Annotated in this window: 12 protein-coding genes; all 12 read left to right on the top strand. The window is 75.2% G+C overall.

From position 1 onward, the window contains the following. Positions 1 to 323 precede the first annotated feature (323 nt). The 12 genes from BM385_RS19295 to BM385_RS19225 all read left to right on the top strand — a co-directional run bounded on the left by BM385_RS19295 (position 324) and on the right by BM385_RS19225 (position 14816). Complete coding sequence (locus BM385_RS19295; protein WP_026047356.1) at positions 324 to 1931, top strand: phage tail sheath family protein; 1608 nt, start codon at positions 324 to 326, stop codon at positions 1929 to 1931. 148 nt (positions 1932 to 2079) lie between these two features. Further along, entirely contained in the window at positions 2080 to 2526 is a 447-nt protein-coding gene (locus tag BM385_RS19290; protein ID WP_019433365.1) for a phage tail protein, read from the top strand. Continuing rightward, on the top strand, positions 2526 to 3032 hold the full coding sequence (locus BM385_RS19285; RefSeq protein ID WP_019433364.1) for a hypothetical protein: 507 nt from the start codon (positions 2526 to 2528) through the stop codon (positions 3030 to 3032). Before BM385_RS19290 ends, BM385_RS19285 begins: the two co-directional genes overlap by 1 nt. Next, positions 3029 to 3205 carry a DUF6760 family protein gene (locus BM385_RS27250; RefSeq protein ID WP_093843832.1) on the top strand — a complete coding sequence of 59 codons (177 nt, stop codon included), beginning with the start codon at positions 3029 to 3031 and terminating at the stop codon, positions 3203 to 3205. The genes BM385_RS19285 and BM385_RS27250 overlap by 4 nt, the downstream gene beginning before the upstream one ends. 4020 nt (positions 3206 to 7225) lie before the next feature. Continuing rightward, positions 7226 to 7396, top strand: coding sequence for a hypothetical protein (locus BM385_RS27245; protein WP_175543043.1), 171 nt, complete (start codon positions 7226 to 7228; stop codon positions 7394 to 7396). Between the two features lie 90 nt (positions 7397 to 7486). Further along, positions 7487 to 7909, top strand: coding sequence for a phage tail protein (locus BM385_RS19255; RefSeq protein WP_019435792.1), 423 nt, complete (start codon positions 7487 to 7489; stop codon positions 7907 to 7909). A 76-nt stretch (positions 7910 to 7985) separates the two neighbouring features. Continuing rightward, entirely contained in the window at positions 7986 to 8708 is a 723-nt protein-coding gene (locus tag BM385_RS19250; protein ID WP_019435793.1) for a CIS tube protein, read from the top strand. Continuing rightward, positions 8708 to 10555, top strand: coding sequence for a VgrG-related protein (locus BM385_RS19245; RefSeq protein WP_093843827.1), 1848 nt, complete (start codon positions 8708 to 8710; stop codon positions 10553 to 10555). The genes BM385_RS19250 and BM385_RS19245 overlap by 1 nt, the downstream gene beginning before the upstream one ends. A 64-nt stretch (positions 10556 to 10619) precedes the next feature. Further along, complete coding sequence (locus BM385_RS19240) at positions 10620 to 11054, top strand: GPW/gp25 family protein (protein WP_019435795.1); 435 nt, start codon at positions 10620 to 10622, stop codon at positions 11052 to 11054. Beyond that, a complete protein-coding gene (locus BM385_RS19235; protein ID WP_093843826.1) occupies positions 11054 to 13012 on the top strand; it encodes a putative baseplate assembly protein in 1959 nt (652 codons plus the stop codon). Before BM385_RS19240 ends, BM385_RS19235 begins: the two co-directional genes overlap by 1 nt. Beyond that, a complete protein-coding gene (locus tag BM385_RS19230) occupies positions 13009 to 13566 on the top strand; it encodes a phage tail protein (protein ID WP_019435797.1) in 558 nt (185 codons plus the stop codon). Before BM385_RS19235 ends, BM385_RS19230 begins: the two co-directional genes overlap by 4 nt. Beyond that, positions 13563 to 14816 carry an NADase-type glycan-binding domain-containing protein gene (locus tag BM385_RS19225; protein ID WP_093843825.1) on the top strand — a complete coding sequence of 418 codons (1254 nt, stop codon included), beginning with the start codon at positions 13563 to 13565 and terminating at the stop codon, positions 14814 to 14816. Before BM385_RS19230 ends, BM385_RS19225 begins: the two co-directional genes overlap by 4 nt. The last annotated feature ends 45 nt before the right edge of the window (positions 14817 to 14861 follow it).

The raw sequence follows: 14861 nt of genomic DNA, 5'->3' as shown, positions 1-14861 counted from the left end.
AGCCGCAGGCGCACCCGCGTCTCATCACCGGGCGCAACAGTCGCGGAAGCAGGTTCCAGAGAGGTCCACAAGCTCACCAGGCGAGCGTAAGGAAACGCCGGAGGCGCGACAGGAGCCGTTCGGACCAAGGATTCCGCCCGAAAAGGCAGCGAACGTGCCCTGCCATGACGCGGCAGGGCGGTCTCCGGCCCGCAGGCATGCCGAAGCTGCCCCCCGGGGCAGCAAAGCTGCCCAGCAGAAGGCCCCGGAGGCCGTTTCGCAGGTACGGCGGGCCGCGTAAGGGTGATCCCTGTCCCTATCCGTACCCCGAGGAGATGCACACCATGCCGTCCTATCTGTCGCCCGGCGTCTACGTCGAGGAGGTGGCCAGCGGGACGCGTCCGATCGAGGGTGTGGGCACATCGGTCGCCGCCTTCGTCGGCCTCGCGCCCCGGGGTCCGCTGAACCAGCCGACGCTGGTGACCAACTGGTCGCAGTTCGTCGCGTCGTTCGGCGAATTCACCGACGGCTACTACCTCGCGCACTCCGTCTACGGGTTCTTCAACAACGGCGGCACCGCGGCGTACGTCGTGCGCGTCGGCGGTTCGGCTGAGGGCGCCGGCGCGGAAGGCGCCACCGGCCGGGCCGTGCCGGCCGCCCCCGGAGCGGCGGCCCCGGCCGCGCTGCCGCCGGGCGAGCCCAAGGAACTGGGCACCTTCACGGTCACGGCCATCGCGCCCGCCGCGCACGGCGCGCTGACCGTCGAGGTGACCGACGCCGAGGGCGAGGGCCCCGCCGAGCGGTTCAAGCTGACCGTGAAGGACGACGGCAAGGTCGTCGAGAGCTTCGAGGTCACCGCCAGCAAGAAGAGCGGCCGGGCCTACGTCGTCAACCAGGTCAAGGAGCGCTCCAAGCTCATCTCCGTGACCGAGGCGGCCCCCGCCGGGCAGCTCGCCCGCCCGGAGAACCAGACCGTGACGCTGGCCGCTCCGCCGGCCGCCGCCCCGGTGCCCGCCGCGACGGGCCCCGGCCAGGAGGCGCACCCCGGCGCCGGCGACTACCTCGGCGACTCCGCCGACCGCACCGGCTTCGGCGGCCTGGAGGCCGTCGACGAGATCTCCATGGTCGCGGTGCCCGACCTGATGGCCGCCTACCAGCGCGGCGCGATCGACCTGGAGGACGTCAAGGCCGTCCAGCTCGGGCTCATCGCGCACTGCGAACTCATGGGCGACCGGGTGGCGATCATCGACCCGCCGCCCGGCATGAACGCCCGGGACATCCGGGTCTGGCGCCAGGAGACGGCCGGCTACGACTCCAAGTACGCCGCGCTGTACTACCCGTGGATCAAGTCGTTCGACCCGGCCATCGGCAAGTCCCGGATGATCCCGCCGAGCGGCCACGTCGCCGGCGTGTGGGCCCGCAACGACAGCGAGCGCGGCGTCCACAAGGCCCCGGCCAACGAGGTGATCCGCGGCGCCGTCGACCTGGAACTCCAGATCACCCGCGGCGAGCAGGACCTCCTCAACCCCATCGGCGTCAACTGCATCCGCGCCTTCCCCGGCCGCGGCATCCGCATCTGGGGCGCGCGCACCCTGTCCTCCGACCCCGCGTGGCGCTACCTCAACATCCGCCGGTACTTCAACTACCTGGAGGAGGCCATCCTGCTGGGCACCCAGTGGGTGGTCTTCGAGCCGAACGACCACAAGACGTGGGCCCGCATCCGGCGCAACGTCTCGGCGTTCCTGACGAACGAGTGGCGGGAGGGCGCCCTGTTCGGCACCCAGGCCAGCCAGGCGTTCTTCGTCAAGTGTGACGAGGAGACCAACACCCCGGAGTCGATCGACCTCGGCCGGGTCATCTGCGAGATCGGCGTGTCGGTCGTCAAGCCCGCCGAGTTCGTGATCTTCCGGCTCTCGCAGCACTCCAGCGGCACCGGAGAGCTGGAGGAGTGACCGCCCGGCCGGCCGCGGCCCGCCGGTCACCGTACCGGGGGCCACGGCCGGCCCACGCTCCGCACTTCATCACCACCCCCGATCCCGGCCCCGCCCGGTGGCCGTGGCAGCGGCCCCGGGGCCGGCCCTCCAGGAGGAGAACGACACCATGAGCGACTTGCAGCTGGGCGATGCCCTCACAGTCAGCAACTTCGGCTTCCAGATCGACGGCATCCAGATCGAGGCCGTCCACGAGATCAGTGGCTTCAAGCAGGACCAGGAAGTCATCACGTACATGCAGAACACCGCGGACGGCATCACCTTGGTGAAGAACATGCCCGGGCCGCAGCCCGGCGGCAGCATCGAGGTCGTCTTCGGCATCACCGAACAGACGGTGTTCCAGGACTGGATCAAGGAGTCGCAGGAGGGCGCGATGGGCTCCGCCCGCAAGAACGCCTCCATCATCCTCCAGGACTGGCAGGGCAACGAGGTGATGCGTTACAACCTGATCAGCGCGTGGTGCAACGTGGCGACGCCCACCGCGCTGAAGTCCGGCGGCTCCGAGGCCATGACGCTGACCGCGACCGTCAATTACGAGCGTCTGGAACTCGCCTGATGAAGCGCACGGTGGCCCGGCCGGCGCGCGAGGCCACGGCGGCCCCGGAACCCGCCGGTGCCGCCGTGGCGGCGGCCCCGGAACCCGAGACCGCGGGCGCGGGCGGGCACGCGGCGGCCGTACCGGGGCCGGAACCCCTGCGCACGGAGTTCGCGTTCGAACTGCCGCGCGGGTACGTCGACGCCCAGGGCGAGATCCACCGCGAAGGGATGATGCGGCTGGCGACGGCGCGCGACGAACTCCTCCCGCTGCGCGACGCCCGGGTGACGGAGAACCCCGCCTATCTGTCGGTGGTTCTGCTCGGCCGCGTCATCACCCGGCTGGGCACCCTGCGGTCGGTGCACGACGGCATCGTGGAGGGCATGTTCGCCTCCGATCTGGCGTTCCTCCAGGACTTCTACCGCCAGATCAACGCCGAGGGGCACACCCGCGCCACGGTGGCCTGCCCCCACTGCTCCGAGCCCTTCGAGGTGGAACTCGGCGGGAGCCGCCTGGGGGAATCATGACGTACGCGATCGACCGGCTGCACCAGGAGATCGCGTACCTCGCCTACCACTTCCACTGGAGTCAGGCGGAGATCCTGGATCTGGAGCACCACGACCGCCGCACGTACGTGCAGCAGATCGCGTCCCTGGTGCAGGTGCAGGCACAGGCGCAGAACGCCGAAACGAAGGGCTGAGCCATGGGTTTCCTCGACCGTCTGCTGCGCCGCACGGACGCCGCGGGGGGCTCGCCCGGTACCCGTGCCGGTGGCACGCCGCCGCCGGCCGGGGGTGCCGGTGCGGCACCCGGGGGTGCGGGGCCGGCTTCGGGTGCCGATGCCGGTGCGGCCGCGCCCGCGGCGCCGGGGCCGGGCCCGGCCGTCGCGGCGTGGCCGGTGCTGCCGCCGATGCAGCGTGCCGTGAACCCCGAACACCGGATCGCCGACTGGCGGTTCGACGGGCGGATCGCCACGTTCCAGAACCCCTCGTCGGCGCGGCCCGGACGGCTGTCCATCCTGGACGGTCAGCCCCCGGCGGGCATGGCGGCCCCGTCGATGGACGAGCCCCGGCCGGCCTCTTCCGCCTTGCACCGCCCGGCGTACGGCGGGCCGCCGGCCATGCCGCGACCCGAGCCGGTACCCGTGCGGGCGGCCCCGGAGGAGCCGGTGCCCGGTGACGGGGCCAGTGCCGGTGCTCCGGCCCCGGCCGCTCCCGGTGGCGCCACGGCGCGGCGGAAGCAGCCGGGCACGTCGGTGCGGCCGGTGACGGCCGCGAAGCCCCCGGCGCGGTCGCTGACCAGGACGACGGGTCAGCCGGCGGGCGTACAGCGCCGCGTGCTGCCCGCCACCCGGCGGAAACCGGCGCCCGCCCGGGACACGACCGGCGGCCCGGGTGCGGCGGCACCCGGGCCGTCGCTTCCTCCGGCTCCGGGGGGCGGTGCGGCTTCGGCGGGCTCGAGCGCCTCGGGAGCTTCGGGCACCTCGGGTGCCTCCGGGGCCGCTGCCGGTTCCGCTGGTACGGCGGTCCGTTCCGCTCCGGCGGCCTCGGCTGCTTCGGCTGCTTCGACGACTTCCACGGCTTCCACGGCATCCACGGCATCCACGGCTTCGGGGACCGGTCGGACGCCGACCGTGTCCGGCGGCCGGGAGGCCGGTGACACGGCGGCCCGTACAGCGGGACCGGCAGCCGCCCCGGCCGTGACCGGCGCGGGCGCGGCGGGCGGCGTTCCGGCCGTCCAGCGCGCGGTGGCGAGCGCCCCACGCCGGGCGGCCGGGCGGCCGGACACACCTACCCCGGTGGCGGGTGCCGCGCACTCCCCGGGCCCCGGTGCGGTGAACGAGCCGGCCGGCGGATCCGGTACGGGGGCCGTCGCCCCGCTCGCGCCCGTGTCGTACGGTTCCGTCCCCACGGCGGTGCCCACTCCCCCGGTGACCGGCGCTCCACAGGCGGCGATTCCGTCCGGCCCCACCGCCCACCGGCCGTCCCCCGCCGGACCCACCACACCGGCCGCCCCGACTGCTCCGAACGCCCCGGCCGCGCCGGTGCGGCGTTCGCCGCGCGCGGACGGCGGTCCCGGCCCGGCCGTACAGCGGGCCGCGCGACCGGCGGACGCGGCCACGTCGCGTCGTTCCGCTCCCCGCCCCGGGCCGGGCCCGCTCGCCCCCGGCGCCGCACCCGTCACGGGCGCTCCCGCGCCGGCGCCCGCACCCCGCCCCGGCCTGCGGCAGTCCGCCGCCCCTGCCGCCACCGGCACGCCAACAGGCAGCCCCGGCCGGGACGGCTCCGCCTCCGCACGGGCCCCGAGGTCCGCCACCCCGGGGCGGCCCGCTGCCTCCTCGACGACCGGCGGGGCGCCGTCCGCGCCCGTGCAGCGCGCGGCGGACAGCACACCGCCCGCCGGGCGGCGGGCCTCCGCGCCCGCGCGGCCGGCGAGTGACGCGCCCCGGACACCGGCGACCGGCGGCGCATCCGCGCCCCGCCCGGCACCGTCCGGCACACCGCCGCAGCCCGCCGTACGGCCCACACCCGCCGCCGCGCCCGGCGACGCGCCCGGCAACGCCGCTCCGCTTCCGGTCGCCTCCCTCCAGCGGACCGCGCACACCGCGCCCCTCGCGCAACGGACGGACGACGCGCCGGGGGCGATACCTCAGCGGCCCGTCGCTCCGCCCGCCTCTCCGCCGGCACCGACGCGGGCGGCAGACGACGGACCGGCACCCGCCCGGCGCTCCGCATCCGCTCCGGCAACGGGCGGCCCCGTACCCGCGGCCTCCACGCCGGTACCGGCCGTGCCGCCCGGCCCGGCTCCGGTGCAGCGTGCGGCCGGGGCCGTACCCCCCGTGCGGCCGGTGTCCCCGCCCGCCCCGGCGAACGGCGGCGGCGCATCGTCGCCGACGGCCGCCGTCCAGCGGTCGGCACACCCGGCGCCCGTGCAGCCGGTCACCCCGCAGACCACCACCACCGGCAGCACGCCCACACCCGGCACCGGGACTGCCCCCCGGGCAACGCCCCCGGCCGCCCCGGCAACCGGCAGCACCCCGGCGGCAGCCGCCCCCGTCCAACGGTCCGCACACCCCACCCCCGTACGGCCAGTCACCCCGCAGACCACCACCACCGGCAGCACGCCCGCGCCCGGCACCGGGACTGCCCGCCGGGCGACACCCCCGGCCGTACCGGCAACCGGCAGCACCCCGGCGGCAGCCGCCCCCGTACGGCCGGTGCCCCGGCAGACCACCACCACCGGCAGCGCTCCCGCGCCCAGTACCGGGACTGCCCGCCGGGCAACGCCCCCGTCCGTCCCGGCAACCGGCAGCATGCCCACACCCGGCACCGGAAGTGCCCGCCGGGCAACGCCACCGGCCGCCCCGGCAACCGGCAGCACCCCGGCAGCAGCCGCCCCCGTCCAGCGGTCCGCGCACCCCGCCCCCGTACGGCCGGTCACCCCGCAGACCACCACCGGCGGCCCGGCCACGCCGACCGCCGTGGCACCCCTCCGCACCACACCTTCATCCTCATCAACCACGCCCGCCCAGCGGTCCGCACACCCCACGCCCGCACGAGCGGTCACCCCGCAGATCACGACGACCGCGGGAACGGCGGCCGGGCGGACGGCCGATGTTCCGTCCCGCGCCGCTGCCGAGGTGCCCGCCGCCCGTACGACGGCGGGGCAACCCGCCGTGTCGAGCGGTGCCTACGGCGTCCCGGCACCTCCGTCCCAGCGACCGGCGGGCTCAGCTGCCGGCCCCGTGCAGCGGGCCGTCGCCGGGGCGCCGGTTTCCGGCGCTGCCGCGCCGGGTCCGGCCGGTGGACCGCGCCCCGCCGCCTCCCCGGTCCGGCCGGCCGGCCACCAGGGAGCCGCGGCGCCACCCGCCCAGGCCGCCGCCGTGGGACCCGCCGCGCCCACCGGGCCGGTAACGCCCGGTGCGCTCCCCCGGGCGACGGCCGTTCGTTCCGCCGCGCACCCCTCGGTGCAGCGCCGGCCGGAGAGGGCGCCGGTCCGGGCGGGCCTCGGCGCGCCCACCCGCCACCAGCCGGAGCCTCCGGTCACCCCGGCCGTCTCCCGTGCACGTCCCGAGGCCCCGGCGCCGCGGGTCGATCCGGGACCGTCCTTCCAGCGGTCGGCGCCGGCCGGCCGGAGCGCCGCCCCGGACTCCGCGCCGGCACCGGCCGCCGTACGTCCTGTCGCGCCCGCCGTGCGCCCGGCGGGCCTCGGTGTTCCGCTCCGTTCCCCTGCCGCGTCCGGGTCCGTGGGGGCCGCGCCCGCGGCCGTCCAGCGCGCCGTGCCCCGGACGCCGCCGGGCCGGGCAGCGGCGGGCTCCACCGCGACCGTCTCGGCACCGTCCGCCCCGGTACCCACGCCGGGTCACCGGCCGCCGGCCGCCGTTCCCGGCCCGGTGGCTCCCGCGGGCCCCGGTGCCGCCGGCCACCCCGCCGCCGTCCAGCGGCTCTCGGTGCCGCCGGCCGCAGGGCTGGGGCTTCCGCGCACCGCCCCGGTGACGGGTCACCTTCCGGCCGCCGCCCCGGCGCCGGTGGCCATGCCGGTCGCGCGCCCGGCGCCCGCCGGGCCCCCGGGTGCGACATCGGCGCGGCCGGCGGCCGGCCCGGCGCCCGCCGTCCAGCGCGCGCCGGGGGCCGCATCCGCCGCGCCGCCGCGTCCCACCCCGCCGCCACGCCCCGCCCCGCCGCCCGCCGCCGTGCAGCGGTCCGGTGGCCCGCCGGTGGTGGCTCGTACCGCCTCTCCGGAGACGGAGTCCACCGATCCGCTGCGGCTCACCGAGTTCCAGCTCGACCAGCTGAGCCACCAGCTCATCGGCCGGGTCGCCCGGCTGCTACGCACCGAACTGCGCCTCGATCGCGAGCGGATCGGAAGGCTGCGCGACAGCCGCCCCTGACCCCGCCGCCCCGTCCCGTCACGTCCCGTCCCGCCCCCGCCCGTTCCGCCGCCCCCGCAGCACCGCGTCACCGCAGAAAGGCCCGTCCCGATGAACCGACTGGACCCGGCGAGTACCCCGTTCTTCCGCCTCACCATCGACAACGCGAGCCTGGGCCTGTTCAACAAATGCGACGGGCTGTCCGCCCAGGTGGAGATCGAGGAGTACCAGGAGGGCGGCAACAACGGCTACGTCTGGAAGTTCCCCACCCGGGTCACCTGGCCCACGATCCGGCTGACCCGGCCGGTCACCGAGGACACCCTGAAGATCACCCGGTGGTTCGCGTCCATCCAGACCGGGATCGAGCGGCCCACCGGGGCGATCACGGCCCTGCGGGCGGACCGCTCGGAGATCGCCACCTGGGGTCTGCTCGCGGTGCTCCCCGTCAGCTGGACCGGGCCGGAGTTCGACCCGGAGGGCAAGGCGGTGGCCGTGGAGACGCTGGAGATCGCCCACCACGGGTTCACGGACTGACCGTCCGGCCCCGGCCGGCCACCCCTGATCAACCACCGAGCACCGAGCACCGAGCACCGAAGGGACGCCATCCGCCATGGTCACGGGACCGCGCGGCACGGGAGCGAGCCTCGTCCGCGCCTCGCTCGCCATCCACGAGCCGCCGAAGGGCCGCAGCTCCAGACCGGGCGGGCTCATCAAGGAGTTCGCCTTCGACTTCAACCCGTCCCAGCTGTCCCTCAGCCGCAGCGCCAACTGGACGGTGACCCCGACCGTGGCCCAGCGCGAGGGCTCCAGGCCGGAGTTCATGGGGGCCGAGCCGCGCGAGATGTCGCTGGAGATCTTCCTCGACTCCTCCCACGAGCCGGGCAGCAACACCGTGCTGAAGAACGTGGAGGCGCTGCTCGCCTGCTGCGGGGTGACCCCGGTCAGCAACGCCGCCAAGCAGCCGCTGCCCCCGTGCGTGATCTTCCAGTGGGGCTCGTTCTCCACCGCCCGCTTCACCGCGTACGTCAGCTCGGTGGAGGCCAGTTACACCCTCTTCTCCACCACCGGCACGCCGATCCGCGCCACCTGCCAGATGCGGCTGCACGAGATCCCCGGCCGGACGCCCGGCCAGAACCCGACCTCGGGCGCCCTCACCGCCCGCCGCGTGCACCGGGTGATCGCCGGCGACTCGCTGCCCTCGCTCGCGTTCCGGGAGTACGGCAGCGCGAACGCCTGGCGGGCCATCGCCGAGGCGAACGGCATCGACAACCCCTTCGCCCTGACCCCGGGTTCGCAGCTGATGCTGCCGGCCGCCGAGGAGGTGCGTTCCTGATGGCGGAATCGGCGCTCTCCAGTGTGCTGAGCATCTCCATCGCCGGGACGGTGCTGGAGCCGGATCTGGCGTCCGACCTCGTCGACGGCTGGGTCGATCAGGGGGTCGGGGTGCCGGCGGCGTTCCGGCTGGTGTTCCGCGACCCGACCCGTACGGTGCTCGGTCTGCTCCGCGCGGAGTTCGGCGCCCCGGTGGTGATCACCCCGATCGCCGATGGGGAGGGCACCTCGGAGCCGCTGTTCACCGGCGAGATCACCGGGATGGAGGCCGACTTCGACGGCGCGGGCTCGTTCGCGATCATCCGGGGGTACGACCACGGGTTCCGGCTGATGCGGCGGCGCCGGGTGGTCGCGTACCGGGGCGAGACCGCGGACTCGATCGCCCGCCGGCTCGTAACCCAGAACGGGGTGAGCGTGGGCCGGATCGACGCCACGCCGGACGAGTACGCGTTCATCAGCCAGTCGGGGGTCACCGACTGGGACTTCCTGGCGCGGCTCGCCGACGAGAACAAGCGGGTCATGTCCATCGACGCCGAGGGGAAGTTCCACTTCGTCGACCCGAAGCCGGCCTCCGCCGCGCCGACTCCGCAGGGCGCCAACGACACCAACCCGCTGGTCCTCCAGCGTGGCCAGGACATTCTGCGGCTGCGGTCGGCGGTGACCGCGGGCGATCAGGTGCGGAAGGTCGAGGCGCGCGGCTGGGATGTGACCACCAAGAAGGAGGAGGTCGCCACCGCGTTCACCTCCGACACCAAGCGGTTCGGCATCGGGCTGACCCCGGCCGACGCGGCGGGCGCGTTCACGCCGATCACGCTGGTGGACGCGGGGACGCCGTACGACAAGCGGCCGGAGGTGGAGCGGGCGGCGGCGGCGCTCGCCGACGACGTCACTTCCTCGTTCGCCGAGGTGGAGGTGCTGGTGCATGGCAACCCGCGGCTGCGTCCCGGGCTGCCGGTGGCGCTGGCGGACGTGGGGGCGCCGTTCGCGGGCCGGTACACCGTCACCTCGGTGCAGCACACCTTCGGCCACGGCGCGTACCGCACGCTGGCGACGGTCAGCGGACGGCAGTGGCGGTCGCTGTACGGGGTGGCCTCCGGCGGTGGCGGGGACACGGGCGTCCAGCTGCCGAGTGTGGCCATCGCGATCGTCACCGAGGTCGCGGACCCGCTGCGGCAGGGGCGGGTGAAGCTGCGGTTCCCGTGGCTGGACGACACCTACATCAGCGACTGGACCCGGGTGACGCAGTGGGGCGGCAAGGGCGGCGGCGGGATCTTCCCGCTGGACGTCAACGACGAGGTGCTGGTGGCGTTCGACCGGGGCACGCTCGACCACCCGTACGTCATCGGCGGGCTCTACAACGGGGTGGACAAGCCGACCCCGGTGAAGGACGTGCCGCTGCACGACGGGCTGAAGAACCTGTCCGCCCGGCACACCCTCTCCGACCGCCGGGGCAACCGGGTAGACCTGCTCAGCCAGCAGCCGGGCAAGAACGGCGTCCGGATCGCCACCGGGAACGACAAGCTGACGATCAATCTGGACCGCTCCAACACCAAGATCACGGTGGACAGCGAGGGCGCGATCAGCATCAAGGGCGGCGGGACGGTGTCGGTGGAGGCCGACCGGAACCTCGCGCTGAAGGCGGGGCGCAAGCTCACCCTCTCCAGCGGCGGCACCCTCGACATCAAGAGCCAGGGCCCGCTCAACCTGGACGGTCTCGGCCTGATCGGCATCAAGGCGATGGGGTTGCTGAACATCAGCGCGATCGGACTGATCAAGGTGAACAGCTCCGCCACCATCTCGCTCACCAGCGCCCTGCCGGGGCATTTCAACAAGCTGCCCGCACCGTGACGTCCGCCCTCCCCTCCCCCTCACCCCACCGCACCGCACGCGCAGAAAGGCAGGTACGCGGCCGATGGCCGAACAGTTCGTCGGATCGGGATGGTCGTTCCCGCTGCGGATCTCCCCCACCGGGGGCATCGCCCTGGTCGGCGGGGAGCAGGAGGTCGAGGAGGCGATCCGTCTCGTCCTGGCCACCGCACCCGGTGAGCGGCCGATGCGCCCCGAATTCGGCTGCGCCATCCACGATCTGGTCTTCGCCCCGGTCAACGAGCAGACCACGGGCCGCATCCAGCACGAGGTGTACACCAGCCTGGACCGCTGGGAGCCCCGGATCGAGGTCAACGATGTCGAGGTGACGGTCGGCGACGACCGGAGCGTGCTGTACATCGACATCCGCTACGCGATCCGGGGCACCAACAACCCGCGCAGCCTCGTCTTCCCCTTCTATGTCATTCCGTCCCACGACGAGCCGAACGCCTCGGGTGCGGCTTCCGAAAGCGACCACTGATGGCCCTGCCCTCCCCCAACCTCGACGACCGCCGCTTCCAGCAGTTCGTCGACGACGCCAAGCGCTACATCCAGCAGCGCGCCCCCGAGTGGACCGACCACAACGTCTCCGACCCGGGGGTCACCCTCGTCGAGGCGGTCGCCCACATGGCCGACCAGATCGTGTACCGGCTCAACCGGGTGCCGGAGAAGAACCAGCTGGCGTTCCTCGACCTGGTCGGCATCACCCTCTTCCCGCCCTCCGCGGCCCGCGCGGACGTCACCTTCTGGCTCTCCGCACCGCAGGAGGAGACGGTGACGGTCCCGGCCGGCGCCGAGGTGGCCACCACCCGTACCGAACACGAGGACGCGGTGGTCTTCGCCACCGAGCAGAGCCTCGCCGTCGTCCCCTGCGAACTGCGGCACCTGGCCGTCCAGCAGCAGGGCGAGGCCGTCACCGACCGGACCACCGACCTCGCCGAGGGCAAGGCCCCGATGTGCTTCGCCGAGGCGCCCAACCCCGGCGACTGCATGCTCATCGGGCTGTCCGCCGCCGTCCCGCACTGCGCGGTGGCGCTGGAGCTGGACAGCCGGGTGGACGGCGTCGGCGTCGACCCGCGGCAGCCGCCACTGGTGTGGGAGGCGTGGACCGAGGACGGCTGGGCCACGTGCGAGGTCGGCGAGGACGGCACCGGCGGGCTCAACCGGCCCGGCCACGTCATCCTCCATGTGCCGGGCGGGCACGCGCTGTCCCGCAGCGGCGGCCGGCCCGCCGGGTGGCTGCGCTGCCGGGTCACCGAGCCGCTGGCCGGGCAGCCGTTCTACACCACCTCGCCCACCGTGCGGACGGTCGAGGCGTTCACCCTGGGCGGCACGGTCGCGGCGGTGCACGCCGAGACCGTGAACGACGAGGCGCTGGGCGAGTCCACCGGGCTGCCGGGCCAGCGGCTGCGGCTGGCCAACCCGCCGGTGGTGGCGGACGATCCGCCGGTGCTGCTCCAGACCGCGGAGGACGAGGGGTGGACCGACTGGGAGGTCGTGCCGCACTTCGCGTCGTCCCGGCCCGGCGACCGGCACATCACGCTCGACGCGACGACCGGCGAGATCGCCTTCGGCCCCGCCGTCCGCGAACCGGACGGCACGCTGCGGCAGTACGGCCGCACCGCCCCCAAGGGCGCGGTCATCAGGGCCCGCCGCTACCGTACGGGCGGGGGGCGCGCCGGCAATGTCGCGCGCGGCGCGATCCGGGTGCTGCGCACCTCCGTCCCGTACATCTCCGAGATCGTCAACCGCGAGGCGGCGCGCGGCGGGGTGGACGGCGAGACGGTCGAGGAGGCCAAGGTCCGGGCGCCGATCACGCTGCGCGCGCAGGAGCGCGCCGTGACGCTGCGCGACTACGAGGAGCTGGCCCGGCGGGCCGCGCCGGACACCGCGCGGATCACCTGCCTGGAGGGCGATCCGGAGGAGCACGGGGCGTACGCGGTCCGGGTGCTGGTGGTGCCGCAGGCCGTGCCGGACCCGGGCGGGCGGCTGCGGTTCGAGCAGCTGGTGCCCGGGGACGCGCTGCTCGGCCGGGTGGCCAGGTACCTCGACGAACGGCGGCCGATCGGGACGCGGCTGGCGGTGGGGCCGCCCTACTACCAGGGCGTCACCGTGGTGGCGACCGTGCACGCGTTCCGGGGCGCCGACACCGACCTGGTGCGCCATCAGCTGCACGACGCGCTCTACCGGCACCTCGACCCGATCACCGGCGGCGCCGACGGGACGGGGTGGCCGTTCGGGCGGCCGGTGCAGGCGGGCGAGATCTTCGCGGTGCTCCAGCGGGTGGCGGGCGTCGAACTGGTCGACCAGGTGCTGCTGCACCCGGCCGACCCGCTGTCCGGCAAACGCGGCGAGGCCACCGACCGGGTCAATCTGGGCGCCGGGGCGCTGCCGTTCTCCTTCGACCACCGCATCCGGGTGATCGGGGACAGCGCGTGAGGGGCTCCGTCGACGGGCTCGACTCGTCCGCGCCGCTCGGGCCCACGCTGCCCGCCGTGTTCGCCGACGACGATCTGGCGCAGCGGTTCGTCGCCGGGCTCGACGAGGTGCTGGCGCCGATCCTCAGCGTCCTGGACTGTCTGGACGCCTACTTCACCCCGGGGCTCGCGCCGGAGGACTTCACCCGGTGGCTGGGCACCTGGGTGGGGGCCGAGACGGACGGCACGGAGCCGGAGGACCGGCTGCGGCTGGCCGTCGGCGCCGCCGCGCATCTGCACCGGATCCGCGGCACCCGGCGCGGGCTGGCCGAGGCGGTGCGGCTGGCGTTCGGTGCGGAGCCCGAGATCACCGAGAGTGGCGGCACCGACTGGAGCGCCCGCCCGTTCGGGCCGGTGCCCGGCGACCCCCGGCCGCGGCTGCACGTCCACCTGCGGCTGCCCGACCCGACCCCGGCGGACACCCACCGCCTGGACACCCTGGTGGCCGCCGCCCGCCCCGCCCACATGCCGTACACGGTCCAGGTGTCGGCCGCCGAAAGGACTCTGGAGACATGACCACCCACACCTGCTCCGACTGCGGCACCGCGGCCGAGCCGGGCCAGTCGTTCTGCGAGGCCTGCGGAGCGGTCCTCGGCTGGCGGGAACCGGCGGGCGAGCGCCCGGCGCCGGCCGGGGCCGCCGCGGCGCAGGGCTCGGAGGCGACCACCGCCCGGGTGCCGCGCGGCGGCGGCACGGCCACGGTGGCGGACCGGGCGGGTGCCGCGGGACTGCGCAAGGAACCGGAGGCGGAGCCGGCCCCCGCGCCGCCCGCATCCCCCGCACCGCCCGCATCTCCCGCATCTCCCGCACCCCCCGCGCCGCCCGCATCTCCCGCACCCCCCGCGCCGGCCGGCGCCACCCCGCCGGAGGTGACCCCGGAGCGCGCGCGTCAGCTCCTGGTGCCGGTGGCCGAACCGGAGCCCGCCGACGTACCGGAGGCGGTGGCCCCGACGCTGCCGGGCCGCCCGTCCGCGTCCCGTCCGGTGGTCCGGGGTCCGGGCCGGGAGGCGGAGGCCGAGGGCGGCGTGCCGTGCACCTGGTGCGGCACGCTCAACCGCCCGGACCGGCACTACTGCGGGCGGTGCGCCATGTCCATGGCCGCCGCGGAGGAGGCCCCCGAGCGGCTTCCGTGGTGGCGGCGGCTGTTCGACCGGGACCAGCGCGAGGCGCCCTGGGCCGGTCAGCGTCCCCGGCTGGACCGCACCTTCGGCCACCTGCTCAAGTGGGTGGGAGCCGGGCTCGCGGTGGGCCTGCTGATAGCCACCGTGATCTACCTCCCGACGGGCATCCAGGCGACCCGCGACCACTTCGCCAAGCGCGCCCCCGTCGCGCCGGACGACGTGGACGCGTCCATGTCGTGGGGCGGGCACGGGCCGGAGCTGGCGTTCGACCTCACCAGCAACACCTGGTGGGGGCCCGGGATCACCCACTCCGCCGAGGGCGAGTGGATCGAGGCCCGCTTCTCGCAGCCCACCGATCTGCTGGACGTGGTCATCACCCCGGGGGTGTCCACCCACGCCAACCAGCTATCCGAGGCGACGCTCCCGCGCACCCTGGAGGCCCGCGTCACCACCTCCGACGGCGGCCGGTCCACCCACGAGATCACCCTCGACCAGGGCGCCGGAGCGCAGCTGCGCGCCTTCCGGGCCAAGGACGTCGTCTCGGTCCGGTTCACGCTCCTGACCGCCTACGCCCCTTCCGAGGAAAAGCAGGTGGCCATCGCGGAGATCGAGTTCTTCGGCCCCTCGGCCGGCGGCTGGTTCTGACCGCTCCGGACGACCGTCCTGGCCGGGCGCGGCCCGGACGAGTCC

It is taken from the genome of Streptomyces harbinensis (assembly GCF_900116145.1).
In the GTDB taxonomy this organism is placed as follows: Bacteria; Actinomycetota; Actinomycetes; order Streptomycetales; family Streptomycetaceae; genus Streptomyces; species Streptomyces carpaticus.
Note: the sequence above shows the minus strand (reverse complement) of the source record. Positions and strands in the feature narration are given on the sequence as shown.